25 protein-coding genes and 1 pseudogene are annotated in these 25,915 nt (G+C 62.9%); 6 read left to right on the top strand and 20 right to left on the bottom strand.

What is annotated here, in order from left to right; genetic code table 11:
* The first annotated feature begins 6 nt into the window (after nucleotides 1-6).
* A complete protein-coding gene (gene rpoD / locus G404_RS0101375) occupies nucleotides 7-2,013 on the top strand; it encodes an RNA polymerase sigma factor RpoD (protein WP_028639496.1) in 2,007 nt (668 codons plus the stop codon).
* A 183-nt stretch (nucleotides 2,014-2,196) separates the two neighbouring features.
* On the opposite strand, the gene G404_RS0101370 is transcribed toward rpoD, so the two are convergent.
* Nucleotides 2,197-3,936 (bottom strand): M20/M25/M40 family metallo-hydrolase, encoded by a 1,740-nt coding sequence (locus G404_RS0101370; RefSeq protein WP_028639495.1) that lies wholly within the window; start codon nucleotides 3,934-3,936, stop codon nucleotides 2,197-2,199.
* Between the two features lie 155 nt (nucleotides 3,937-4,091).
* Here G404_RS0101370 and rpiB point away from each other — a divergent pair, with 155 nt between their 5' ends.
* The 5 genes from rpiB (at nucleotide 4,092) to rpsD (ending at nucleotide 7,951) form a co-directional block, all read left to right on the top strand.
* Nucleotides 4,092-4,529 carry a ribose 5-phosphate isomerase B gene (gene rpiB / locus G404_RS0101365; protein ID WP_028639494.1) on the top strand — a complete coding sequence of 146 codons (438 nt, stop codon included), beginning with the start codon at nucleotides 4,092-4,094 and terminating at the stop codon, nucleotides 4,527-4,529.
* A 22-nt stretch (nucleotides 4,530-4,551) separates the two neighbouring features.
* Nucleotides 4,552-5,865 carry a serine hydroxymethyltransferase gene (gene glyA / locus G404_RS0101360; RefSeq protein ID WP_028639493.1) on the top strand — a complete coding sequence of 438 codons (1,314 nt, stop codon included), beginning with the start codon at nucleotides 4,552-4,554 and terminating at the stop codon, nucleotides 5,863-5,865.
* A complete protein-coding gene (gene nrdR / locus G404_RS0101355; protein ID WP_028639492.1) occupies nucleotides 5,865-6,353 on the top strand; it encodes a transcriptional regulator NrdR in 489 nt (162 codons plus the stop codon). The genes glyA and nrdR overlap by 1 nt, the downstream gene beginning before the upstream one ends.
* On the top strand, nucleotides 6,350-7,072 hold the full coding sequence (locus G404_RS0101350; protein WP_028639491.1) for an RNA methyltransferase: 723 nt from the start codon (nucleotides 6,350-6,352) through the stop codon (nucleotides 7,070-7,072). Before nrdR ends, G404_RS0101350 begins: the two co-directional genes overlap by 4 nt.
* Before the next feature lie 267 nt (nucleotides 7,073-7,339).
* The gene (rpsD, locus tag G404_RS0101345) at nucleotides 7,340-7,951 is read left to right on the top strand and encodes a 30S ribosomal protein S4 (RefSeq protein ID WP_028639490.1); all 612 of its coding nucleotides are present in this window, start codon (nucleotides 7,340-7,342) and stop codon (nucleotides 7,949-7,951) included.
* Between the two features lie 78 nt (nucleotides 7,952-8,029).
* On the opposite strand, the gene G404_RS0101340 is transcribed toward rpsD, so the two are convergent.
* From G404_RS0101340 to G404_RS0101250, 19 genes and pseudogenes are all read right to left on the bottom strand, one after another.
* A complete protein-coding gene (locus G404_RS0101340) occupies nucleotides 8,030-8,497 on the bottom strand; it encodes a hypothetical protein (RefSeq protein WP_028639489.1) in 468 nt (155 codons plus the stop codon).
* Between the two features lie 54 nt (nucleotides 8,498-8,551).
* Nucleotides 8,552-8,830, bottom strand: coding sequence for a DUF1467 family protein (locus G404_RS0101335; protein WP_028639488.1), 279 nt, complete (start codon nucleotides 8,828-8,830; stop codon nucleotides 8,552-8,554).
* A 21-nt stretch (nucleotides 8,831-8,851) separates the two neighbouring features.
* Entirely contained in the window at nucleotides 8,852-10,504 is a 1,653-nt protein-coding gene (locus G404_RS0101330; protein ID WP_028639487.1) for a ribonuclease J, read from the bottom strand.
* A 48-nt stretch (nucleotides 10,505-10,552) separates the two neighbouring features.
* Nucleotides 10,553-11,332: a type III pantothenate kinase gene (locus tag G404_RS0101325; RefSeq protein WP_028639486.1), complete on the bottom strand. Its 780-nt coding sequence runs from the start codon at nucleotides 11,330-11,332 to the stop codon at nucleotides 10,553-10,555.
* Nucleotides 11,332-12,048, bottom strand: coding sequence for a biotin--[acetyl-CoA-carboxylase] ligase (locus tag G404_RS0101320; protein ID WP_028639485.1), 717 nt, complete (start codon nucleotides 12,046-12,048; stop codon nucleotides 11,332-11,334). The genes G404_RS0101325 and G404_RS0101320 overlap by 1 nt, the downstream gene beginning before the upstream one ends.
* A gap of 6 nt (nucleotides 12,049-12,054) precedes the next feature.
* Entirely contained in the window at nucleotides 12,055-13,521 is a 1,467-nt protein-coding gene (nuoN, locus tag G404_RS0101315; protein ID WP_028639484.1) for an NADH-quinone oxidoreductase subunit NuoN, read from the bottom strand.
* Nucleotides 13,521-15,068: an NADH-quinone oxidoreductase subunit M gene (locus tag G404_RS0101310; RefSeq protein WP_028639483.1), complete on the bottom strand. Its 1,548-nt coding sequence runs from the start codon at nucleotides 15,066-15,068 to the stop codon at nucleotides 13,521-13,523. The genes nuoN and G404_RS0101310 overlap by 1 nt, the downstream gene beginning before the upstream one ends.
* Nucleotides 15,065-17,095: an NADH-quinone oxidoreductase subunit L gene (gene nuoL, locus G404_RS0101305; RefSeq protein WP_028639482.1), complete on the bottom strand. Its 2,031-nt coding sequence runs from the start codon at nucleotides 17,093-17,095 to the stop codon at nucleotides 15,065-15,067. Before nuoL ends, G404_RS0101310 begins: the two co-directional genes overlap by 4 nt.
* A gap of 10 nt (nucleotides 17,096-17,105) precedes the next feature.
* Nucleotides 17,106-17,411, bottom strand: coding sequence for an NADH-quinone oxidoreductase subunit NuoK (gene nuoK / locus G404_RS0101300; protein ID WP_028639481.1), 306 nt, complete (start codon nucleotides 17,409-17,411; stop codon nucleotides 17,106-17,108).
* 46 nt (nucleotides 17,412-17,457) lie between these two features.
* Nucleotides 17,458-18,075 (bottom strand): NADH-quinone oxidoreductase subunit J, encoded by a 618-nt coding sequence (locus G404_RS0101295; protein ID WP_028639480.1) that lies wholly within the window; start codon nucleotides 18,073-18,075, stop codon nucleotides 17,458-17,460.
* Between the two features lie 12 nt (nucleotides 18,076-18,087).
* A complete protein-coding gene (nuoI, locus tag G404_RS0101290; protein ID WP_028639479.1) occupies nucleotides 18,088-18,573 on the bottom strand; it encodes an NADH-quinone oxidoreductase subunit NuoI in 486 nt (161 codons plus the stop codon).
* On the bottom strand, nucleotides 18,570-19,616 hold the full coding sequence (gene nuoH, locus G404_RS0101285; RefSeq protein ID WP_028639478.1) for an NADH-quinone oxidoreductase subunit NuoH: 1,047 nt from the start codon (nucleotides 19,614-19,616) through the stop codon (nucleotides 18,570-18,572). The genes nuoI and nuoH overlap by 4 nt, the downstream gene beginning before the upstream one ends.
* Complete coding sequence (gene nuoG / locus G404_RS0101280) at nucleotides 19,613-21,619, bottom strand: NADH-quinone oxidoreductase subunit NuoG (protein ID WP_028639477.1); 2,007 nt, start codon at nucleotides 21,617-21,619, stop codon at nucleotides 19,613-19,615. Before nuoG ends, nuoH begins: the two co-directional genes overlap by 4 nt.
* Nucleotides 21,619-21,894, bottom strand: a complete 276-nt coding sequence (locus G404_RS0101275) for a hypothetical protein (RefSeq protein ID WP_028639476.1) — start codon at nucleotides 21,892-21,894, stop codon at nucleotides 21,619-21,621. The genes nuoG and G404_RS0101275 overlap by 1 nt, the downstream gene beginning before the upstream one ends.
* Nucleotides 21,891-23,183, bottom strand: coding sequence for an NADH-quinone oxidoreductase subunit NuoF (nuoF, locus tag G404_RS0101270; RefSeq protein ID WP_028639475.1), 1,293 nt, complete (start codon nucleotides 23,181-23,183; stop codon nucleotides 21,891-21,893). Before nuoF ends, G404_RS0101275 begins: the two co-directional genes overlap by 4 nt.
* Nucleotides 23,184-23,186: 3 nt before the next feature.
* Entirely contained in the window at nucleotides 23,187-23,855 is a 669-nt protein-coding gene (locus G404_RS0101265; RefSeq protein WP_028639474.1) for a complex I 24 kDa subunit family protein, read from the bottom strand.
* Between the two features lie 30 nt (nucleotides 23,856-23,885).
* A complete protein-coding gene (locus tag G404_RS0101260) occupies nucleotides 23,886-24,080 on the bottom strand; it encodes a hypothetical protein (RefSeq protein WP_028639473.1) in 195 nt (64 codons plus the stop codon).
* Nucleotides 24,077-25,288, bottom strand: a complete 1,212-nt coding sequence (locus tag G404_RS0101255) for an NADH-quinone oxidoreductase subunit D (protein ID WP_028639472.1) — start codon at nucleotides 25,286-25,288, stop codon at nucleotides 24,077-24,079. The genes G404_RS0101260 and G404_RS0101255 overlap by 4 nt, the downstream gene beginning before the upstream one ends.
* An 11-nt stretch (nucleotides 25,289-25,299) precedes the next feature.
* Nucleotides 25,300-25,914 (bottom strand): annotated as a pseudogene (locus tag G404_RS0101250) (NADH-quinone oxidoreductase subunit C); the annotation flags it as partial.
* Between the last annotated feature and the right edge of the window lies 1 nt (nucleotide 25,915).

The raw sequence follows: 25,915 nt of genomic DNA, 5'->3' as shown, positions 1-25,915 counted from the left end.
GGTTCAATGGCATCGAATGACAAGACCGACAGCGGCGATGCTCCGCTGATCGACCTCAACGACGCTTCGGTCAAGAAGCTGATTGCGCGGGCCAAGCGGCGCGGCATCATCACCTACGATGAATTGAACGAGGCCCTGCCCCAGGATCAGATGTCGTCCGAACAGATCGAGGACATCATGGCCGCGATCTCGGAGATGGGCGTCAACATCGTCGAAAGCGATGAAGACGCGGTCGATCCCGAAGAGCGCGAAGCCGAAGAGGTCGAAGAGGCCGATGTCGGCATGGACGACCGCCCGGTCGTCGAAAAGCGCAAGGAAACCATCGAACGCACCGATGATCCGGTGCGCATGTACTTGCGCGAAATGGGCGCGGTCGAACTGCTTAGCCGCGAAGGCGAAATCGCCATCGCCAAGCGGATCGAAGCCGGCCGCGACACGATGATTCTGGGCCTGTGCGAAAGCCCGATCACCTTCCACGCGATCATCCAGTGGTCTGAAGCGCTGAACGCCGGCGAAATGCAGCTGCGCGAAATCCTTGATCTCGACGCGATGCTGTCGAAAGAGCCCGCGCCCGAAAACCTGTCGGAAGACGGCGAGGAAGGCGACGGCGAAATCACCGAAGCGACCGCCGGACCCACCTTCAAGGAAGAAGAAGAACCCGTCGAGGAAGCCGCCGAAGAGGACGAGGACGACGAACTGCGCGAACGCCGCGCCCCCCGGCAGGAAGAAGAAGACGAAGAGGACAACACCCTTTCGCTCGCCCAGATGGAGGCGCAGCTCAAGCCTGCCGCGCTGGAAAAGTTTGCCGAAATCACCGAGGCATTCCGTGCGTTCGAAACGATGCAGGCACAGCGGCTTGAAGCGTTGAGCCTGGGCATCGATTTTCCCGCCGCCAAGGAAACGTCGTATCACCGGATGCGCGAAGAGCTGACCGCGCTGGTGGAATCGGTGCAGTTCCACGCGACCAAGATCGAATACCTGGTCGACAATCTTTATGCGTTCAACCGCCGGCTGACCACGCTTGGCGGGCAGATGCTGCGCCTGGCCGAACGCCACAAAGTGCCGCGCAAGGACTTCCTCGACAGCTATGTCGGGCGCGAACTTGACGAAGCCTGGCTGCCCAGCGTCGCCAACCGCGACAAGAAATGGTCCGCGTTTGCCACCATCGAAGGCGCTGGCGTCGAACGGATCCGCATCGAAATTTCGGATATCGCTGCCGCCACCGGCATGTCGCTGGGCGAATTCCGCCGCATCGTCAACATGGTGCAAAAGGGCGAGCGCGAAGCGCGCATCGCCAAGAAGGAAATGGTCGAGGCCAACCTGCGCCTCGTCATCTCGATCGCCAAGAAGTATACCAACCGCGGGTTGCAGTTCCTGGACCTTATCCAGGAAGGCAACATCGGGCTGATGAAGGCGGTCGACAAATTCGAATACCGCCGCGGCTACAAGTTTTCGACGTATGCGACATGGTGGATCCGCCAGGCGATTACGCGTTCGATCGCCGATCAGGCGCGCACCATCCGTATTCCGGTGCACATGATCGAAACGATCAACAAGCTGGTGCGCACCAGCCGCCAGTTCCTGCACGAGCAAGGGCGTGAGCCCACGCCCGAGGAAATGGCCGAACGGCTGTCGATGCCGCTCGAAAAGGTGCGCAAGGTGATGAAAATCGCCAAGGAGCCGATCAGCCTGGAAACGCCGATCGGCGACGAAGAAGATTCGCACCTGGGCGATTTCATCGAGGACAAGAACGCGATCATCCCCGTGGATGCCGCAATCCAGTCCAACCTGAAGGAAACCGTCACGCGCGTGCTGGCAAGCCTTACCCCGCGCGAAGAACGCGTGCTGCGCATGCGGTTCGGCATCGGCATGAACACCGACCATACGCTGGAGGAAGTGGGCCAGCAGTTCTCGGTCACGCGCGAACGCATCCGCCAGATCGAGGCCAAGGCGCTGCGCAAGCTGAAGCACCCCAGCCGCAGCCGCAAGATGCGCTCGTTCCTGGATCAGTAACGCGCCGGGGGCTCGATACTTGCAAGATCATGCAACGCGCCGATGGCAACATCGGCGCGTTGTTGTTTTTGGGGGGCGGCCGCGGGTTGCCGATAGCTCCGGCCGCGATCGCGCCATGTCTTCGATCGGTTCAAAAAATGCCCCTGTGCTCGGCACGAACGGGCTTGTTGCACGATCGTCGGTTTACGACACCGGTCTGGTCGTTCTGCTGTAGGGCGGGATCGTGTCGGAGATCGGTGCAGCACGGATCGCGAGTGACAGCACCAGCGCCACCATGGCAAACACAAACACCGCCCCGCGCCGACCTTTGCGCGACAGCGGCTGCCACAGCGGCAGGATCGCGAGCGTGGCCAGCACCAGCGGCAGGGTCACCACCAGCGGCAGATCGCTGCCGACGGCCTGCAGCATTTCATGGCCCAGCATGAACTGGTACCCCATCACCACGCCCGCGATCAGGACGGCGAGCGGCGTGGTCCAGCGACCCGCCGGGATCAGCGCGCAGACCGCCGCCAGCAGCACCGGCAAAATCAGCACATACGCCGCCACCGGCGCCAGCACCTGCATCACGAGAGCCGCCAGCCACAGCGGCACGAACGCGCCGGCCAGCGCAGCGCGCCCCGGACGCCAGCGGCCCACCACGATGAAAAACGCTGCCAGCGCGCTGGCCGTCGCCATCGCCTCAAGCCAGGGCGTGGCTGCCAACCGGTCGTAATAGTTCGGCCCACCGACATGAAACGACACCAGATTGGCGCCCATCACCAGCAGCGCGGTCAGCCCGGCCAGGCCCAGCATCCGCCCCGCCCCGCCCAGCGCCGCGCGCAAATGGCCACGACCGCGCCCGTGCTGGGCCCCCACCGCGCCAATCGCCAGTGCCGACAGCGCCAGCATGATCCACCCCGTCCACAGGGGAAAAGTCACCAACGCAAAGCCGAACACATCGAAAAAAACCAGATCGGGCGCGGGCCGCGGCAGACCGGGCGCGGTGACCAGCGCGCGCGTCAGATCGAGCACCTGCCCGCCCATGTCCTGCAACGCGCCTTGGTCCAGCCGGTCGGCGGTGGCCTTGGGCGAATGGTACAGACCGGGCCGCCCGATAAAGGCATAGTTGAACGCCTGCACCCCGTGTTCGCCCATCCACGGCTGCGCCATGGTCAGATCGGTGTCATTGGGCAGCACGCGATAGAGAAACACGGCAAGCGACGATCCCGCAGGATGGTGCACCACCCGCGTGGCCAGCGCGACTGCTTCGCCATTGGCATTGGCGGTCTGGAACAACATGGCCCGTCCACCCCCGCCGCGCGCCTCAAGATTGATCACCGCGCCGATATGATCGCGCAATGGATCAGGGGGTGGCGGCGCGCCGCGAAAGACATGGCGCGCGCCGTCCAGCCCGATTTCCTCACCATCGGTAAAGATCACGATCAGATCACGCTGGCGGCCCGGATCGGCGGCCAGCGCCCGCACGGTTTCCAAAATCGCCGCGACCCCTGCGCCATCATCGGCGGCACCGGGCGATCCGGACACGCTGTCATGATGCGCCATCAGCGCCACCGCGGGCAATGCGCGATTGCGACCGGGCAGCACCGCCACCAGATTGACCAGCGTGTGCGGGCGATCGGCAGGGCTGCCCCAGCTGATGAACCGCGCGATGTGCGCGGGATCGGCGGCAAATGCATCGGCCCGCACGGTCATGCCCAGGTGGGCAAGCCGCGTGGCAAGATAATCGCGCAGCCGCGCATCGGCAGCCGACCCCGCGGGGTGCGGTTCGGTTGCGATCACCCGCACATCGGCCATCGCGCGTGCTGCAGAAAACGTATCGGCAGCAGCGCCTGTTCCGGCAGGCCAGGGTGTGGTCGTGCCCACCAGGGTCAGCACCAGTGCCAGGATCAGCGCCGTGAATGCAGGCCAGTACCGACCGATCATGCAATATCCCCCGAAACAACCGATGGCGCCGCACCCCCTTGCCGGTGACGCGTCGTGCACAGACCATAAAGGCAAATTATGTGGTGCCCAAGCGCAGATGGCCTTATGGGCGCGAAACACCGAATCCCGTCAATCGACAGTCAGGTCCCCCACCGTTGCGCATTGCCATCGCTTCCGATCACGCCGCGTTCGCGCTCAAGGCCGAACTTGCCGAAGCCCTGGCCGAATGGGGCCACGATGTGGTTGACCTGGGGCCGTTCAGCGACGCGCGGGTGGATTACCCCGATTTCGGTTATACGCTGGCCCGGGCGATCGCGACGGGTGACGTTGAACGCGGCGTCGCGCTGTGCGGATCGGGCATCGGCATTTCGATTGCGGTCAACCGTGATGCGGCCTGTCGCGCAGCGCTGGTGTCCGACCCCTATTCGGCGACGCTGGCGCGCGAACACAACGATGCCAACGTGATTGCCATGGGCGCGCGGCTGATCGGCGTCGATCAGGCCAAGGCGTGCCTCGAGGCATTTCTGACTGCGACCTTTGCCGGCGGCCGCCACGAAGGCCGCGTGGCCAAACTTTCCCACCCCACCCTCTGATCTGCCATAAGGAGCCCACCCGATGACCGCAGCCACCACGACCGCGCCGGACATCCGCAAAGCGGGATTCTTCGTCGAACATCTGGAAAGCGCCGATCCCGAGATCTTTTCGGCGATCCGCCACGAACTGCACCGTCAGCAGACCAAGATCGAACTGATCGCGTCGGAAAACGTGACCAGCCTGGCCGTGCTCGAAGCGACCGGATCGATCTTCACCAACAAATATGCCGAAGGCTATCCGGGCAAGCGCTATTACGGCGGCTGCGAATATGCCGACGTGGTCGAAAACCTGGCGATTGAACGTGCCAAGGCGCTGTTCGGCTGCGATTTCGCCAATGTGCAGCCCAATTCGGGCAGCCAGATGAACCAGGCGGTGTTCCTGGCGCTGCTGCAGCCGGGCGACAGCTTCATGGGCCTCGATCTCAATTCGGGCGGCCACCTGACGCACGGTTCGCCCGTCAACATGAGCGGCAAGTGGTTCCACCCCATCCCTTATGGCGTGCGTGCCGACGATCACCGCATCGACATGGACAACGTCGCCGCGCTGGCGCGTGAGCACAAGCCCAAGCTGATCATTGCGGGCGGCACCGCCTATTCGCGCGAATGGGATTGGGCGGCGTTCCGCGCAATTGCCGACGAAGTGGGCGCATACCTGCTGGTCGACATGTCGCACATTTCGGGGCTCGTTGCGGGCGGCGCGCATTCCTCGCCGATGCAGCATGCCCATGTCGTCACCTCGACCACGCACAAGTCGCTGCGCGGCCCGCGTTCAGGCATTATCCTGACCAACGACGAAGCGCTGGCCAAGAAGTTCAACATGGCGGTGTTCCCCGGCCTGCAGGGCGGCCCGATGGTCCACACCATCGCAGCCAAGGCGGTGGCTTTTGGCGAAGCGCTGCGCCCCGAATTCAAGGCCTATGCCCACCAGGTGGTTGCCAATGCCAAGGCGCTGGCCGCCAGCCTGCAGGATCATGGCATTGCCATCGTATCGGGCGGCACCGACAACCACCTGATGCTGGCCGACCTGTCGCCCAAGGACGTGACCGGCAAGTCCGCGGAAAAGGGCCTCGATCGCGCCTGGCTGACCTGCAACAAGAATGGCGTGCCTTTCGACAAGCGGTCGCCCTTTGTCACCTCGGGCATCCGCCTGGGCACGCCGGCGGCAACCACCCGCGGGTTTCGCGAAGACGAATTCCGCATCGTCGGACAATTGATCGCCGAGGTCGTCGAAGGTCTGGCGCGCAATGGCGATGAGGGCGATGGCCAGGTCGAACAGCGTGTGCGCGATCGTGTTGCCGATCTTTGCGCGGCCTACCCGATCTATCCGGAAATGTAATGCGTTGCCCGTTCTGCGCGCATGACAACAGCCAGGTAAAAGACAGCCGGCCGAGCGAGGACAACACCTCGATCCGCCGGCGTCGGCAATGCGAAGGGTGCGGCGCGCGGTTCACCACGTTTGAACGCGTGCAACTGCGCGAGATCATGGTGATCAAATCGGGCGACCGGCGCGAACTGTTCGATCGGGACAAGATCGAACAATCGGTGCGCCTGGCCTGCCGCAAACGGCCGATCGAGCAGGAACGGCTTGATCAGCTGATCACCGGGATCCAGCGCCAGATCGAGGTCATGGGCGAAAACGAAGTGACTTCGCGCCAGATCGGCGAAATGGTGATGGACGGGCTGCGCCAGGTCGACAGCGTGGCCTATATCCGCTTTGCCAGCGTCTATCGCGATTTTACCGAGGCGCGCGATTTCGAGGAATTTGCCAGCACCGTGCGCGAGGTTGCACAACCCGAACCGACGCGCGGGACCGGCCGGACATGATCGTGCCCGATCCGATCATCGTGCTGGTGCGTCCGCAGCTGGGTGAAAACATCGGCAAGGCGGCGCGCGCGATGCTGAATTTCGGACTGACCCGCCTGCGGCTCGTCGCACCGCGCGACGGGTGGCCCAATCCGTCGGCGGGCCCTGCCGCCGCCGGTGCGGACGTGGTGCTGGAACGTGCCCAAGTCTATGACACGCTGGCCGATGCCGTCGCCGATTGCGCACATGTCTATGCCACCACGGTGCGCAAGCGCGGGGTGACCAAGCCGGTCATCACGCCCGAAGCGGCGGCGGGCGAAATCGTGCGCGCGCCCGCACAAAGCGCGATCGTGTTCGGGCCCGAACGGTCGGGCCTTGATACCGACGATGTGGCGATTGCGCGCACGATCATCACCGTGCCCATCAATCCCGAATTCGCATCGCTGAACCTGGCGCAGGCGGTGATCCTGTGCGCCTATGAATGGTCAAAGCATGCAGATCTCGCCCAGCCTCCGCTCGAAGACCTGCTGCCCCCTGCCTCCCAGGCGGAATTTGACGGCATGTTCGACCAGCTGACCGGCATGCTGGAACCGCTGGGCTATTTCGAACCCGAAATCCGCAGCCAGATCACGCGCCGCACTTTGCGCACGATGTTTACCAAGGCCGCGTGGAACCATCTCGAAGTGCGCACCATCCGCGGCATCCTGACCACGCTGGCGCATCACCGCCGGATCCGGTGATCACGCAGTCGCTGCGCGTCATGTCGCATCGTCTTGCCGACCCCCCTCGCAGCAGGACTTGACATCGCCGGCGATGTCTGGTCATGCGCCACCTTCCACGCGAACCCCGGCAGCCCAGGCTTGCCGGACAAAGGTCCGATTGGCCCCGCACATCCGGTGAAGCGGCGGCCGCATGGCGCATTTTGGGCGTCATGGTGCGAACCCGGGTCTCGGCAGGGCTGCCGGCAATCGTGCCAGCGCCCTGAAAGCAAATGAAAGGAACCTTGCGTGTCGAAGCGTAAGACATCGAAGTACAAAATTGACCGCCGCATGGGCGAAAACATCTGGGGCCGTCCCAAGTCTTCGGTTAACCGCCGCAGCTATGGCCCCGGTCAGCACGGCCAGCGCCGCAAGAGCAAAGTGTCGGATTTCGGCATCCAGCTGCGTGCCAAGCAGAAGCTGAAGGGCTATTACGGCGACGTCACCGAAAAGCAGTTCAAGGCCACCTATCAGGAAGCTTCGCGCCTGAAGGGCGATACCGGCCAGAACCTGATCGGCCTGCTGGAACAGCGTCTGGACATGGTGGTCTATCGCGCCAAGTTTGCGCCGACCATCTTTTCGGCACGCCAGGTCGTCAGCCACGGCCACATCCGCGTCAACGGCGTGCGCTGCAACATTGCCAGCCGTCGTATCCGCCCCGGCGACGTGATCAGCCTGGGCAACAAGGCCAAGGAAATGGCGCTGATCGCCGAGGCGCAGGCCCTGGCCGAGCGTGACATTCCCGACTACGTCTCGGCCGAAGCCGACAAGGCGACCTTTGTGCGCGTGCCCACGCTGGACGAAGTGCCTTATCCGGTGAAGATGGAACCGAACCTGGTCGTCGAATTCTATTCGCGCTGATCGTTCGGGCACATTGCCAGACACAAAAAAGGCGGGGGCAACCCCGCCTTTTTTTGTATCGCGAACCGGGTCTGGCGATCAGGCCGCGGCCAGAACCGCTTTCAGCGCAAGCGGCGTAACCAGCGCTGCCAGAATTGCAGCAAAGGCAAGCTTCGCGCACAGCGCCCACACCACGGGCAGCTGGTCCAGCCCGGCGAGCCACAAAACACCGGCGGCGATCGCCACGCCCGCCGCCGCACCGCATGACGCCAGCACCAACGCGCGCGCCCACAGGCCGCGCGGCAGCGGCGGTGCCACCGGCCAGCGCGCCACTTTGCCCGCGCGCCGCGCGCGGATCGCCAGGGCACCGGGTACCAAGGTGGCCATCAGCCCGATCATGAAACCCTGCGGCAGGAAATCGAACACGTAACACCCCGGCCCCCAGACCGGCACCGGGCGGACCAAGCCGAACACCACACCAAAGAACAGCGCGGTCAGCGCCATGTTGATCACGATGCTGATTGCGGTTTCGCGCCGGATATAAGTGGCTGCTGTGTGCATGGACATGACCGTGGCGATCCTGCCACGCGGGTCAACGTGTGTAAACAAACCCCGCGCGGATCACTTCACCAGGCCCAGCCACGACGAGATATCGATATCCTCGATCGTGATCCAGCGGTGCACATAGTTTTGATAGTACACGATGAACGCAACCGTCGCCAACACCGTGGCGCGGCGTACGATGCGCCTGGCGCTCAGATTGGCGGGCGCGCTGTGCGCCTGCCCGGCAACCTTTTCCAGCCCCAGTTCGTCGTGCGTGCGAATGCCGAACGGCATCACCAGAAACGCCGCAAGCGTCCAGAACAGCGTGTAGATCGCCAGGATAGACGTCCAGCGCAAACCCGTATCTCCTGTTTCAGGTCAGTGCGTACGCAGCATGACCTGCACCGCCGGCTTTTTACCGATCCAGCGATGCGCGCATTTTTTCATGGCCAGACGGACTGCATCGGCAATGGCATCGCGGTTACGCCGGCGATCCCCCTTGAGCACGGTCAGCGCCTTGGCCACATCGATCTGCGCCTCGGCGATGAAGGCATCCATGTCTTCTTCGAGCGGAATGCCGATCGTTGCGATATCGATGCCCGAGGCCTGCTTGCCTTCGGTGCTGACCGCAAGCGCCACGGTGATCAGCCCGGTCTGCGCCAGCTTGCGCCGCGCGCCCATGGCCTCGCCGTCGGCCGGTGCAATGATATCGCCATCGAGCACCAGGCGGCCTGCACGCACTTCGCGCAGCTTGTGCGGGCCATTGGGCGCAAGCCGGATCAGATCGCCGTTCTTTTGCAGGATCGCACGGGGAATGCCTTCGGACAGACCCAGCCGGGCCTGTTCGTCCATATGCCGCACTTCGCCGTGCACCGGCACCAGGATTTCCGGGCGGATCCACTTGTACAATTCGATCAGTTCGGGACGGCCGGGATGGCCCGAGACATGGATCATCGACTGCTTGTCGGTGATCAGGCGCACGCCCCTGCCCGCCAGCGTATTCTGGATGCGCCCGATGGCCAGTTCGTTGCCGGGAATCTGGCGGCTGGAAAACACCACTGCGTCACCCGATTCAAGCTTGACCGGATGCGAATCCCCCGCGATCCGCGCCAGCGCCGCGCGCGCTTCGCCCTGGCCGCCCGTGGCCATGACCAGCACTTCGCCGCGCGGCAGGTCCATCGCCCGGTCCATCGGTACGCAATCGGGGAAATCCTGCAGATATCCGCTGGCCTTGGCCGCGCCGATGATCCGGTCGAGCGAACGCCCGGCCACGACCAGCCGCCGCCCGGTCTGCCCGGCAACCCAGGCCAGCGTCTGCAACCGCGCGACGTTCGAGGCAAAGGTGGTCACGACCACGCGGCGCCCCTTGAGCCCGGCCACCGTCTCCAACAGGCCGTCGCGCACCGCGCCTTCGGAGCCCGAGGCGCGCGGATTGAAAACATTGGTCGAATCGCACACCAGCGCCAGAACGCCCGCATCGCCGATTGCGGTCAGTTCCGCCGGCGTCGCCGGTTCGCCGATCTGCGGCGCGTCATCCAGTTTCCAGTCACCGGTGTGGAACACCCGGCCATAGGGCGTGTCGATGACCAGCGCGTTGCCTTCGGCGATCGAATGCGCCAGCGGCACATAACGAATGGCAAAGGGCCCCAGCGTCAGCGATCCGTCGTTCTGGATCACGCGCAGTTCGACCTCTTTGTCGATCCCCGCCTCAACCAGCTTTTCATGCACCAGGCGCGCGGTAAACGGCGTGGCATACAGCGGCACGCCCAGATCGGCGGCGAAATAGGGCACCGCGCCGATATGATCCTCGTGCGCATGGGTCAGCACGATCCCGAGCAGGTCTTTCGACCGTTCCTCGATAAATTCCAGATCGGCAAACACCAGATCGACACCAGGGTACCACGGGTCGGCAAAGGTCATCCCCAGATCGACCATCAACCATTTGCCGTCACAACCATAAAGGTTGACGTTCATTCCGATTTCGCCCGAGCCACCGAGCGCGCAGAACAGCAATTCCTTACCAGGCTTCACGTAAATTCCTGATTCTCAAATAAAGGAGGCGATTCACCATCGCAAAAATCATCGCTGGACCCGTTCTGCCAGCAGCGCAAGCCCGTCCAGGGTGAGGTCGGTCTCGACATGGTCGAAAATCGTCGTGTGCTGATCAAACAACACGGCCAGGCCGCCGGTGGCGATCACTTTGACCGGGCGGCCGATCTCGACCCGCAGCCGTGCAATCAGCCCCTCCATCATCGCGACATAACCCCAGAACACCCCGATATGCATGGCATCCTCGGTATTGCGGCCGATGACGCTGCCATTGTCCCGCGGCGCCTCGATCGCGATGCGCGGCAGGCGGGCGGCCGCGTTGACCAGTGCTTCCAGTGACAGGTTGATTCCGGGCGCAATAATTCCGCCCTTGTAGGTGCCTTCGCCGTCGATCACGTCAAACGTGGTCGCGGTGCCGAAATCGACCACCACCAGATCGCCGGGAAATCGCGCATGCGCCGCGATCGCATTGACCGCCCGATCCGCCCCCAACGAGCGTGGCTGATCGATATCGATGCGCAGGCCCCATTCGACCGGCGGTTCGCCGGCGATCATCGCGGTGCAATGGAAATACTTGTCGGACAGGACCTGGATGTTGTGCAGCGCGCGCGGCACCACGTTCGACACGATCACGCGTTCGACGATGTCGGGGGCAAATCCCTGCAAATGCAGCAGTTGCAGCAACCACACCGCGTATTCGTCGGCGGTGCGGCGCGGATCGGTCGCGATCCGCCAACGGCCCACGATCGTGGCCCCGTCGATCAGCGCAAACACCACATTGGTGTTCCCCACATCCACCGCCAGCAGCATCAGTCCCTCACCATATCCACATCGCCTGCGTGAATCGCACGCGTGGTGCCATCCGCCAAGCGGATACGTACGGCGCCTTCGGGCTCAAGCCCGGCAAATGCGCCGACGATCATGCCCACATCGCGGTCATGCGTTGCCAGCAAGGTTCCGCGCGGATGCGCACGGGTCAGCCATTCCTCGCGCAGGGCGGGCCAGCCATGGGCGTGCCACAGCCCCAGCGCCCCGCTCCACTCGTGGTCCAGCGCCCGCGCAAAGGCATCGCGTTCAACGCCATGGCCCAACGCCGACAGCGCACACGTCGGCCGGTCGGGCAGATCGGGCGCGTGTGCAAGATTCACACCGATGCCGACCACGACCGCATCGCCGTGGCGTTCCAGCAGGACCCCCGCCAGCTTGGCGCCCGACACCAGCACATCGTTGGGCCATTTCAGCAGCAGGCCGGGTATTGCCCCCACACTTGCCACCAACGCGCGGTGCAAGGCGACGCCTGCAACCAGCGCCAACGTCGGTGCGGGCGGGTCGCCGGGCATGACTTGTGCAACCGTCGACCCCATGAAATTGCCATGACCATCGCTCCACACGCGCCCGGCGCGGCCACGCCCAGCCACTTGCCGGTCGGCGATCAGCCAGTGGCCCTCGCCCGTGGCCTCACCCCCGCCCAGCCGCGCAAGCAGCGCGCTGTTGGTCGAGGCGATTTCGGCGACGGTTTCGATCAAGTGGGGTCAGGCAAAGTGCAACAGCGCCGACGCCGCCTTGCCCGCAAAGCGGCCAAGATCGAGCGTCAGCAAATAGCCCAGCGGCGACAGGAATACCGCCGAGCCGAACAGCAGCACGGTGTTGGCGGTGTCGGGCGTGCCCCGAACCGTGTCGGTGGCATCGTCGAAATAGAGCACCTTGACGACCTTGAGGTAGTAAAACGCACCGATCACCGAGGCGGCAATACCGATCGCGGCCAGAACCACCAGATGCGCCTGGACCGCGGCCTGAAACACCACGAACTTGGCCCAGAACCCGAACAGCGGCGGGATGCCCGCCAGGCTGAACATCACGATCGCCAGCACCGCGGCAAGCCCCGGACGCGTGCGCGACAATCCGCCCAGCGCCGCAATCGATTCGACCGGATTGCCCGCTTCATCGCGCAATTCCAGCACCACGACAAACGCCGCCACCGAACTGACCACATAGATCACCAGGTAAACCAGCATCGCCTGCGCACCTGCCACCGTTCCGGCGGCCAGGCCGATCAGCATGAAGCCGACATTGTTGATCGAGGAATAGGCCAGCAGACGCTTGATGTTGTCCTGCCCGATCGCGCCGAGCGCGCCGATCACGATCGACAGCAGGGCGGCCATGATCACGATCTGCTGCCACGCGCCCGGCTGTCCGCCAAAAGCATCGAGCGTGACGCGCATCAACAGCGCCAATGCAGCCACTTTTGGCGCAGTCGCAAAGAACGCGGTGACCGGCGCAGGCGCACCTTCATAGACATCGGGCGTCCACATGTGGAACGGCGCGGCGCTGATCTTGAACGCCAGACCGGCCATGACAAACACCAGCCCGAAGGTGGCACCGATCGACAGCGCACCGCTGCCCAGCGCCACGCGGATGCCGTCAAACGAAGTGGTGCCGGTAAAACCATACGTCAGGCTGATGCCATAAAGCAGGATGCCCGAGGCAAGCGACCCCAGCACGAAATACTTCAGCCCCGCTTCTGCCGAGCGGCCGTCGGCGCGCAGGAACGCGGCCAGCACATAAGCGGCCAGGCTGTTGAGTTCGAGGCCGATATACAGCGTCAGCAGATCGTTGGCCGAAACCATGATCCCCATGCCGAGCGCCGCCAGCAGCACCAGCAGCGGAAATTCGGCGCGCATCGCCTTGAACCGGTCAAAATAGGCCGGCGCAATCACCAGGGCGACACCCGCGCCGACATAGATCAGCAACTTGGCAAAGGCGGCAAAGGCATCCAGCTTGACATGTCCGCCAAAGGCCAGCGTTGCCGCACCCGATTGGCCCGTACACAGCACCGGCAGCGCCAGCGCAGCCGCACCGACCAGCACGGCAAAAGCCGCGATCGAGATTGCGCGAGACGCCTTGTCACCGCCCCATGCCGCCACCAGCAGCAACACCAGCACCGCAGTGCTGATCAGTTCCTCGGCAGAAACCGCGACGAGCGAGTGGATGAAATCCATTACTTCGCCCCCTTCAGCTGCGCCGAACCCAATGTTGCCACACCGACAGCGGGCGTCTTACCCCCAAACTTCACGTCAGCATCTCCCTTGGGCCTGGCAATCGCGACCCGCGCCTCCAGCACCCCGATATCCTTGCGCATCGGCGCCATAAACGATTCCGGGTAAATCCCCATCCACAGCACCGAAGCCGCCAGCGGCACCATCATCAGCCATTCGCGCGCATCAAGATCGAGCATGGCCGCAGCATCGGCGTTCTTCTGTTCGCCGAACACGACCCGGCGATACAGATACAGCATATAGGCCGCACCCAGAATGATGCCGGTGGTCGAGATCAAAGCGATCCACGTCGAATTTTTGTAAATCCCCATCAACGACAGGAATTCGCCGACAAACCCGCTGGTGCCCGGCAGACCGATCGAGGCCATCGTGAACAGCAGGAAAAACAGCGCGTAATAGGGCATGTTGATGGCAAGACCGCCATAGCGCACGATTTCACGCGTGTGCAGCCGATCGTAGATTACCCCGACCGCCAGAAACAGCGCGCCCGAAACGATGCCGTGCGACAGCATGACCACGACCGAGCCTTCGAGCCCCTGGCGGTTGAACGCGAACAGCCCGACCGTCACGATCGCCATGTGCGCCACCGACGAATAGGCAATCAGCTTTTTCATGTCGGTCTGGACCAGCGCGATCAGCGAGGTGATCACCACTGCCGCGATCGACAACGTCCATACCATCGGCGCAAAATACGCCGATGCGATCGGAAACATCGGCAGTGAAAACCGGATGAAGCCATAGCCACCCATTTTCAGCAGCACGCCTGCCAGGATGACCGAGCCGGCGGTGGGCGCCTGCACGTGGGCATCGGGCAGCCAGGTGTGCACCGGCCACATCGGCATTTTCACCGCAAAGCTGGCAAAGAACGCCAGGAACAGCCAGGTCTGCGCATGCGCCGGGAAATCGTACTGCATCAGCGTCGGGATGTCGGTGGTGCCCGCCTCGTTCACCATCCAGAACATCGCGATCAGCATCAGCACCGACCCGAGCAGCGTGTAGAGAAAGAACTTGTAGCTGGCATAGATCCGTTCCGCCCCGCCCCAGATGCCGATGATCAGATACATCGGGATCAGGCCGGCTTCGAACATGATGTAGAACAGAAACAGGTCCTGCGCGGTGAACACGCCGATCATCAGCGTTTCCATCAGCAGGAACGCCGCATAATATTCGCCGGCACGCTTCTCGATCGAATTCCAGCTTGCGCCGATGCAGATCGGCATCAGGAACACCGTCAGCGCGATCAGCAGCAGCGCAATGCCATCGATGCCCAGTTTCCATTCGAAACCGGCAAACAGCGCGGCATGTTCCTGAAATTGCCACTGCGCCCCGCCGATGTCGTACTGCAGCCACAGCACGACGCCGAGCGCCAGATCGACCAGCGTGGCCAGCAAGGCCACCTTGCGCGCGGTGTCGCGCCCGGACAGCAGGCTGATCACGGCGCCGATCAACGGCACCAGCAGCATGAGCGAAAGGATCGGAAAATGGCTCATCGTGCAATCACCCAGCTGATCGCGCCGACAAGGCCGACGAGCATGACCAGCGCATAGCTGTAAAGGTATCCGGACTGGAGCCGCACGGCCCCGCGGCTGGCAAGCGACACGACCCAGGCCGCGCCATTGGGGCCAAAACGGTCGATCAGCCCGACGTCGATCTGTTTCCAGAAGAACCGGCCCAGCGCCATCGCGGGCCGGACGAACACCGCGTCGTACAGCTCGTCAAAGTACCACTTGTTGAGCAGGAACCGGTAGAGAAACCCGAAGCGGCGGACACAGGCCGCCGGGAACGCCGGATTGATCAGATAGGCGTAAGTCGCGATCAGCAGACCGGTCAGCATCACCGCGGCCGGGGCCAGCTTTACCCATTCGGGCACGTGATGCATCGCGTGCAGCAGCGTTTCATCGAATACCAGCGCGCCCTTCCAGAATTCGCCCGCGCCTTCGCTGAGGAACGCAGGGGCAAACACGAAACCGGCAAACACCGCGCCCAGCGCCAGAACGCCCAGCGGCACCAGCATGTTCAGCGGGCTTTCATGCGGGTGATAGCCCGCCGTGCCATCGTGGGCCGGGGCGTGCGCATGGTCATCGTGATGGTGGTCGTGATGGTCATGCGCATCGTGCACGGCATGCTGGATATGTTCGGATTGCGCCCAGCGCGGGGTGCCGAAGAACGTCAGGTAAACCAGCCGCCAGCTGTAGAAACTGGTCAGCAGCGCAGCAAAGATGCCCAGCGCAAAGGCAAACATGCCCAGTTCGGTGCCCTTGGCAAAAGCGGCTTCGAGGATCGCATCCTTGGAATAGAACCCGGCAAAGCCGAACACATCGTCGATGCCAACGCCCGTAATCGCCAGCGTGCCCGCCATCATCGCGGCAAAGGTCAGCGGGATCTTTTTCCACAGCCCGCCAAAGTACCGCATGTCCTGTTCGTGGTGCATGGCGTGGATCACGCTGCCCGCGCCCAGGAACAGCAGCGCCTTGAAAAAGGCGTGCGTGAACAAGTGGAACATCGCCGCGCCATAGGCGCCGACGCCTGCGGCAAAGAACATATAGCCCAGCTGCGAACAGGTCGAATAGGCGATCACGCGCTTGATATCGGTCTGCGTGGTGCCGACAGTTGCCGCAAAGAAGCAGGTCAGCGCGCCGATGATCGTCACGAAATGCAGCGCGGTCTGGCTCTGTTCGAACAGCGGCGACAGGCGGCACACCATGAACACGCCCGCGGTCACCATCGTGGCCGCGTGGATCAGCGCCGACACCGGGGTCGGGCCTTCCATCGCGTCGGGCAGCCAGGTGTGCAGGCCCAATTGCGCCGATTTGCCCATCGCGCCGATAAACAGCAGGATGCACAGCACCGTCGCGGTATCAAACCGATAGCCAAGGAAACCGATGGTCGAACCCGCCAGGCCCGGCGCATCGTGCAGGATCTGCGGGATCGACACGGTGCCGAACACCAGGAACACGCCGAAAATGCCCAGCATGAAACCAAGGTCACCCACGCGGTTGACCACAAAGGCCTTCATCGCGGCGGCGTTGGCGCTGGGTTTGCGGAACCAGAACCCGATCAGCAGGTACGAAGCAAGCCCCACCCCTTCCCAGCCGAAGAACATCTGCACCAGGTTGTTGGCGGTCACCAGCATCAGCATGGCAAAGGTAAACAGCGACAGATAGGCGAAAAAGCGCGGCTGATCGGCCTCTTCGCTCATGTAGCCCCACGAATAGAGGTGCACGAGCGCCGACACGCTGGTGACAACCACCAGCATGACCGCGGTCAGCGTATCAACCTGCAAGGCCCAGGCAAAATTCAGATCGCCCGAGGCGACCCAGTTCAGCACCGGGGTCACGGTCGTTTCGGCATGACCGCCCAGGAACGACAGGAAAATCGGCCACGACAGGCCGCATGACAGGAACAGCGCGGCGGTGGTCAGCGCCTTGGCAGGCACCATTCCCAGCCGCTTGTTGCCAAGCCCGGCGATGATCGCCGCGACAAGCGGGGCGAAGACGATGATCAGGATGGGTGACATCGGTTTGCTTTCAGCCCTTCATCCGGTTGACATCGTCGACCGCGATCGTGCCCCGGCCGCGGAAATAGATGACCAGGATCGCCAGCCCGATCGCCGCTTCGCCAGCGGCCACGGTCAGCACAAACATCGCGAAAATCTGCCCGGCCAGGTCATGCAGATAGGCCGAAAACGCGACAAGGTTAAGATTGACCGACAACAGGATCAGTTCGATCGCCATCAGGATGATGATCACGTTCTTGCGGTTGAGAAAGATGCCGAGCACGCCCAGCACGAACATCACCGCACTGACGGCGACATAGTGGCCAATACCAATCACGAGCGCAGCTCCCTGCAAATCCGCTCAGCCTGAGCTTGTCGAAGGATCACAGCTGGACCCCCTTGCCCACTTCGGGTCTGACATTGACGGTCGCGTCTTCGGGGCGGCGCGCCACCTGCTTCGACACGTTCTGGCCGCGCGTATCGCCGCGTTCCCGATGCGTCAGCACGATCGCGCCGATCATCGCGACCAGCAGGATCATGCCGGCCGCTTCGAATTCGAACAGATAGCGCGTATAGAGCAAAGCACCGATCGCCGCGGTGTTCGACAGGCCCGCAGGGGTGGCCGATGCGGTCACGGCCTTGCCGATATGCAGATCGCCGGCGCTGCGCACCAGAATGCCCACGAACAGTTCGGCAAACAGCACCACCGCCAGCACCAGCCCAAGCGGCGCATTGCGGATGAACCCGGCGCGCAGCTCGGCAAAGTCGATGTCGAGCATCATCACGACAAACAGGAACAGCACCGCAACCGCACCGACATAGACGATGACCAGCAGCATCGCGATGAATTCGGCGCCGACCAGCACCATCAGCCCGGCGGCGTTGAAAAACGCGCAGATCAGCCACAGCACCGAATGCACCGGGTTGCGCGCAAAAATCGTGAACACGCCCGACAGGATCATCATCGACGCGAACAGGTAAAAGGCAATCGCCTGGATCATGGAGTGGTCCTTTTACCGGTACGGCGCATCGGCTTCGAGATTGGCAGCGATCGCGCGCTCCCACTTGTCGCCGTTGGCAAGCAGCTTGGCCTTGTCATAAAGCAGCTCCTCGCGGGTTTCGGTGGCATATTCGAAATTGGGTCCTTCGACGACCGCATCGACAGGGCACGCTTCCTGGCAGAAACCGCAGAAGATGCACTTGGTCATGTCGATGTCGTAGCGCGTGGTGCGGCGGCTGCCATCGTCGCGCGGTTCGGACTCGATGGTGATCGCCTGTGCCGGGCACACCGCTTCGCACAGCTTGCACGCGATGCAGCGTTCTTCGCCATTGGCATAGCGGCGCAGCACGTGTTCGCCGCGAAACCGCGGGGAAATCGGGCTTTTTTCGTAAGGATAGTTGATCGTCGCCTTGGGCTTGAAGAAATACTTCAAGGTCAGCCAGTGCGCCTTGATGAATTCCCACAGCGTAAAGCTTTTGATGATGTGCGCGACGGTCATGCGAAATGTCCGGTAAGCATGAGGTACCCGCTGATCAGGAACACGAACAGCAGCGACAGCGGCAGAAAGATCTTCCAGCCCAGACGCATCAGCTGGTCATAGCGATAGCGCGGCACGGTTGCCTTGACCCAGCTGAACACGAAGAACCCGAACAGGATCTTCACCATCAGCCAGACCAGGCCGGGGATATAATACAACGGCCACCAATTGACCGGGGGCAGATAGCCGCCCCAGAACAGCGTGGCGTTGAGCGCACACATCAGCAGGACATTGGCATATTCGCCCAGCCAGTACAGCGCGAAGGCCATCGAGGAATATTCGGTCTGATACCCGGCAACCAGTTCGCTTTCGGCCTCGGTCAGGTCGAACGGCGCGCGCTGGGTTTCGGCCATCGAGCTGATCAGGAACATCACCCAGACCGGGAACAGCAGCGGGCTGCACCAGAATCCGTTGATGAACCCGAAGCCAAAGCCGCGCTGCGCCTCGACAATCGCGCCCAGGTTGAAACTGCCCGCCCACAGCACGACGCAGATCAGGATAAAGCCGATCGAGACTTCATAGCTGATCATCTGCGCCGACGCGCGCATCGCCGAAAAGAACGGATATTTCGAATTCGACGCCCAGCCGGCGATGACGATGCCGTAAACCCCAAGCGACGAGATCGCGAGGATGTACAGCAGGCCGACGTTGATATCGGCCAGCATCACGCCCTTGGCGAACGGCAGCACCGCCCAGGCGAGCAGTGCCACGGTAAAGGTGATGATCGGCGCGATCAGGAACAGCGCCTTGTTCGCCGCCGCCGGAATGATCGTTTCCTGCAGGAACACTTTCAGGCCGTCGGCAAACGACTGCAGGATGCCAAAGGGTCCGACCACGTTGGGGCCCTTGCGCAGCGCCATGGCCGCCCAGATCTTGCGATCGAAATAGATTACGATCGCCACCGCCAGCATCACCGGAAACGCGATCAGCAGAATTTCCAGAACGGTCGACAGGCCCCAGGCCCAGCCGAACGGCAGGCCGCGTGCGACAAAAAACGGGGTCATTCCGCTGCCTCCGCCTGGATATCGCCGTGGATCAGTTCTGCCGAGCAGCGCTGCAGCGTCGGGCTGGCCCGGCTGATGGCATTGGTCAGATAACGATCCTTGACCGGATAGCCGATCACGCCCGAGGCCCCGGCCTCTGCGGCGGCAGCCGGCAGCGCGCCATAATCGGCCAGGCCTTCAACGCCAAATGCCGGCACTTCGGCAATCATCGCGGCGCGCAGTTCGGCAAAACTGTCGAACCCGACCGCAACGCCCAACGCATCGGCCATTGCGCGCAGGATCGTCCAGTCTTCACGCGCATCGCCCGGCGCAAAGACGGCTTTTTCGCCATATTGCACGCGGCCCTCGGTGTTGACGTAAGTGCCGTCCTTTTCGGTGAACGCGGCCCCCGGCAGGATCACGTCGGCCGCATGCGCGGCCTTGTCACCGTGATGGCCGATATGCACGATCATCGATCCGGCGAACCTGGTCCAGTCGACTTCATCGGCACCAAGCGAAATCACCAGCTTGGGCGCAGCCGCGACAATATCGCCGATCCCGCCTTTTTGCGCATAGCCCAGCATCAGCCCGGCCATGCGCGCCGCGGCAAAGTGCAGCACGTTGAAGCCGTTCCAGCCTTCGCGCACCAGATTGAAACGTTCGGCAAAGGCCAGGCCCGAGGACAGCCCGCCTTTGGCCAGAGCGCCGCCGCCGATGATGATTGCCGGGCGCGCCGCATTGGCGAACACCGAGGCGACCGCTTCGGGCAGGCCGTCGATCACGCCGGCATCGTCGCCAAGGTGGGTCGCGGCATAGGTCGGTTCCCATGCGGGGCCGATGATATAGGCCTTGGCCCCCTTGCGCACGGCCTTGCGGATACGCGGGTTTAGCAGCGGCGCTTCGTCGCGCACATGGCTGCCATAGATCAGGATGGCGTCGGCATCCTCGATCCCGGCCAGTGTCGTGTTGAACGCCACCGCGGCAAGGTTCGATGTGTCGTAGGCCAGCCCGGTCTGGCGCCCTTCGAGCATGGACGACCCCAGCGCGCGCGCCAGTGATTTGGCCGCGAACATCGTTTCGGCGTCGACCAGATCACCGGCAATCACCGCCACCGAAGACCCGGGGTTGATCGTGCCGATCGCGGCCAGCGCTTCGGCCCAGCCCGCCGCCTGCAGCTTGCCATCGACGCGCAGCCATGGCTTGTCGAGCCGACGACGGGTCAGGCCATCAACCAGATAGCGACCGCGATCGGCCAGCCATTCCTCGTTCACATCGTCGTTCACGCGCGGCAGCACGCGCATCACTTCCCGACCGCGCGAATCGATGCGGATATTGGCCCCGACCGCGTCGGACACATCGATACCAAGCGTCTTCTTCAATTCCCACGGCCGCGCTTCAAACGCATAGGGCCGGCTGGTCAGCGCGCCGACCGGGCACAAGTCGATCACATTGGCCGACAGTTCGTGCTTGGCCGCCTGTTCGAGGTAGGTGGTGATCTGCATGCCCTCGCCGCGATACAACGCGCCGATTTCATCGACCCCGGCCACTTCCTCGCTGAACCGCACGCAGCGGGTGCAGTGGATGCAGCGGGTCATGATCGTCTTGATCAGCGGACCCATGGTCTTTTGCGTGACCGCGCGCTTTTCCTCGTGATAGCGCGAACCGCCGCGGCCATAGGCCACCGACTGGTCCTGCAGATCGCATTCGCCGCCCTGGTCACAGATCGGGCAATCGAGCGGGTGGTTGATGAGCAGGAACTCCATCACCCCTTCGCGCGCCTTCTTGACCATTTCGCTGTCGGTGCGGATGTCCTGCCCTTCGGCGGCGGGCAAAGCGCAACTGGCCTGCGGCTTGGGCGGTCCGGGTTTGACCTCGACCAGACACATGCGGCAATTGCCGGCAATCGACAGCCGCTCGTGATAACAGAACCGCGGGATTTCCTTGCCCGCCAGCTCGCACGCCTGGAGCACGGTGGCCCCGGCCGGAACTTCGATTTCGACGCCGTCTACTTTAAGCTTGGGCATTATACTTCCACCACAATATCTTTGGTGCAGAGGCTTGGCGAAGGAGTATGCGGGCCGGTCATCCGAAGTCCGTAACCTTGGCCGACATACCGAGCGACCTCGACGAGAGTGGCAACCTTAGTGGCGTTGGCGTCGGTGTTGTATTTCAGGGTACTATCTGGATTGTACACCCTGAAGTAGCCGTCGGTATAACGATATGGAACACGACGCTCACAGATCCCTTTTCGAGGACCCACCTTGAACTCGTGCTCCTTGTAGATCACAGAATCACTCATTCCGCCGCCTCCCGCAGCGCACCGTTTTCGGCGATGCGGCGTTCGATCTCGGGACGGAAATGGCGGATCAGACCCTGGATCGGCCAGGCCGCGGCATCGCCCAACGCACAGATGGTGTGGCCTTCAACCTGCTTGGTCACCTGTTGCAGCATGTCGATTTCCGACACGTCGGCATCGCCCGTGCGCAGGCGTTCCATCACGCGCCACATCCAGCCGGTGCCTTCGCGGCACGGAGTGCACTGGCCGCAGCTTTCGTGCTTGTAGAAGTACGACAGGCGGGCAATCGCGCGCACAATGTCGGTGGATTTGTCCATCACGATCACCGCCGCCGTGCCCAGCCCCGACCCCAGCGCGCGCAGTCCGTCAAAATCCATCGGCGCGTCAAGGATTTCGGCCGCCGGCACCAGCGGCACCGACGATCCGCCGGGGATCACCGCCAACAGATTGTCCCACCCGCCGCGAATGCCGCCGCAATGCCGTTCGATCAGTTCGCGGAACGGGATCGACATCTCTTCCTCGACCACGCAGGGCGTGTTCACGTGCCCAGAGATCTGGAACAGCTTGGTGCCCTTGTTGTTGTCGCGCCCAAACGATGAAAACCATGCGGCGCCGCGCCGCAGGATGGTCGGTGCCACCGCGATCGATTCGACATTGTTGACCGTGGTCGGGCACCCGTAAAGGCCTGCGCCTGCCGGAAACGGCGGCTTGAGCCGGGGCTGGCCCTTTTTGCCCTCCAGGCTTTCGATCATCGCGGTTTCTTCGCCGCAGATGTACGCGCCTGCGCCGCGATGCACGAACACATCGAAGTCATAGCCCGAACCACACGCGTTGCGCCCGACCAGACCCGCATCATAGGCTTCGGCCACCGCGGCAAACAGTGTTTCGGCTTCGCGGATATATTCGCCGCGGATATAGATATAGGCCGCGCGCGCACCCATCGCGAACCCTGCAACCAGCGCGCCTTCGATCAGCTTGTGCGGATCATGGCGGATGATTTCGCGGTCCTTGCACGAACCGGGTTCGGATTCATCGGCGTTGATGACAAGGAAACTGGGACGACCATCCTTCGATTCCTTGGGCATGAACGACCATTTCATGCCGGTCGGGAAACCCGCGCCGCCACGGCCGCGCAGACCCGAATCCTTCATCTCCTGAATGATCGCATCGCGCCCGCGTTCGAGCAGCGCCTTGGTGTTGTCCCAATCGCCGCGCGCGCGCGCCGCGGACAGATTCCACGGCTGATAGCCATAGACATTGGTGAAGATGCGATCGCGATCAAGCAGTGCCATGGCTTACCATTCCCCGCGATAATCGTGGTTTTCGCCGACCATCGCGCTCAGCGAAGTCGGCGCGCCCAGCGGCTCTACCGTATGCCGCCCGGGCAATTGCGTGCCCGTCTTGGGCTGGCGTCCGGCGGCAAGCTCGTCCAGGATATGCGTCACGCTGTCGGCGGTCAGATCTTCGTAATTGTCGTCGTTGATCTGCACCATCGGCGCCGAAGCACAGTTGCCCATGCATTCGACTTCGGTCAGCGTGAACAGGCCGTCGGGTGTGGTGTGGCCCTTTTTCAGGCCTTTGGCCTTGCACGCCGCCATGATGTCGTCCGACCCGCGCAGCATGCACGGCGTGGTGCCGCAGACCTGCACGTGGAACCGGCCCACCGGCGCGATGTTGTACATCGTATAGAACGTTGCGACTTCGAGCACGCGCATCACCGGCATGTCGAGATATCGGCCGATGAATTCGATCACCGGCAGCGGCAGCCAGCCTTGCGTGCGTTCCTCTGCGCCGACCTGGCGCTGTGCCAGATCGAGCAGCGGCATCACCGCACTGCGCTGACGCCCGGCGGGATAGCGCGCGACGATCTCCGTTGCCTTGGCCGCATTGGCCGGGGTCCAGTCGAACTGGCCCCAGCGCGCACGCAGCGCAGGCGTATCGGGTTCGGGATGACGATCGGCCATCTCAGGCAATGTCCTTGAAAAATGTCATGTTCAATGTCTCGCCCGCTTGAGCCACAGGCTTTGGCCCCATTGGACCAGTTCGTATCCGCCAACCATGGCCACCAGCATCGGCATCCACTGCGGCGTGGGCGTACCGCGCCAGGTGGCCAGGAAAAACACCGCCGCGGTCGCCAGTCCTGCCAGGCAGGCCACGATCGACACGTGCCGCAGGATGGTTTCGGTCACCGATCACACTCCCCGAACACCACGTCGATTGCACCAAGGATGGCGGTGGCATCGGGCAGCATGTGCCCCTTGCACATGAAATCCATCGCCTGCAGGTGCGAAAACGCGGTCGGCCGGATCTTGCAACGGTACGGCTTGCTGCTGCCGTCGCTGACCAGATAGACGCCGAATTCACCCTTGGGACTTTCGGTGGCAACATAGACTTCACCGGCGGGCACGTGAAACCCTTCGGTATAAAGCTTGAAGTGATGGATCAGCGATTCCATCGAGCTTTTCATCTCGCCGCGCTTGGGCGGCACCACCTTGCGATCGTTCGATGCAATCGGGCCTTCGGGCATTTCGGCCAGGCACTGCTTCATGATCCGGGCCGACTGGCGCACTTCTTCGACGCGCACCATGAACCGGTCATAGCAATCCGAATTGGTGCCCACCGGAATGTCGAATTCCATCCGGTCATACACGTCATACGGCTGCGACTTGCGCAGATCCCAGGGAATGCCGGCGCCACGGATCATCGGGCCGGAAAAGCCCCAGGCCAACGCGTCTTCCTTGGACACCAGGGCGATATCGACATTGCGCTGCTTGAAGATGCGGTTGTCGACCACCAGGCTCATCGCGTCGTCAAACAGCCGCGGCAGCCGCGTGTCGAGCCAGTCGCCGATGTCGGTCAACAGCTTGAGCGGCACATCCTGATGCACGCCGCCGGGGCGGAACCAGGCCGAATGCATGCGCGCGCCCGAGGCACGTTCGAAAAACACCAGGCAGTCTTCGCGGATCTCGAACAGCCACAGGTTCGGCGTCATCGCACCGACGTCCATGACATGGCTGCCAAGGTTGAGCATGTGGTTGCAGATGCGGGTCAGTTCGGCAAACAGCACGCGCAGATACTGCGCGCGGATCGGCACTTCGATATTCAGCAGCTTTTCGATCGCCAGCACATAGGAATATTCCATCGCCAGCGGCGAACAGTAATCCAGCCGGTCAAAATAGGGCAGCGCCTGCAGATAGGTCTTGTGCTCGATCAGCTTTTCGGTGCCGCGATGCAGCAGGCCGACATGCGGATCGATGCGTTCGATGATTTCACCGTCAAGCTCCATCACCATGCGCAGCACGCCGTGCGCCGCAGGGTGCTGCGGACCAAAGTTGATGGTGTAGTTGCTGATGACCTCATCGCCGGTGGTCGGCGAATGCTCCAGGCTGAAGCTCATGTTTTTTCTCCCGCCTTTTCATCGCCGGGCAGCACGTAATGCGCCCCTTCCCACGGGCTGGCGTAATCGAACTGACGCAGATCCTGCGCCAGCCGCACCGGTTCATAGACCACGCGCTTGTCCTCTTCGGAATAGCGCAGCTCGACATAGCCGGTCAGCGGGAAATCCTTGCGGAACGGATGTCCCTGAAAACCATAATCGGTCAGGATCCGGCGCAAGTCGGTGTTGCCCGCAAACAGCACGCCGAACATGTCGTAGACTTCGCGTTCGTACCAGCCGGCGTTGGGCCACAAAGTGGTCACCGTCGGCACAGGCGTCGCCTCGTCGGTCGCCACTTTGACAATCAGGCGCAGGTTGCGCGTGACCGACAGCAGGCAATAGACCACGTCAAACCGTTCGGCCCGGTCGGGATAATCGACACCGGCAATGTCCATCAGCTGCTGGAACGCCTCGTCATCGCGCAGCGTGCGCAGCGTGGCTTCGACGCTGTCGCGCGCGACATTCAGCACCAGTTCGCCATATTCCTCGCGGATGGCGATCAGGGCATCGCCCAGACGCGCGGTCAGGGCATCGATCACCCCGTCGAACGAGGCATAACGCGGAGCGGAATGAAGCACTTTTGCCATG

Origin of the sequence: Novosphingobium acidiphilum DSM 19966 (assembly GCF_000429005.1) — a bacterium.
Lineage (GTDB): Bacteria > Pseudomonadota > Alphaproteobacteria > Sphingomonadales > Sphingomonadaceae > Novosphingobium > Novosphingobium acidiphilum.
Note: the sequence above shows the minus strand (reverse complement) of the source record. Positions and strands in the feature narration are given on the sequence as shown.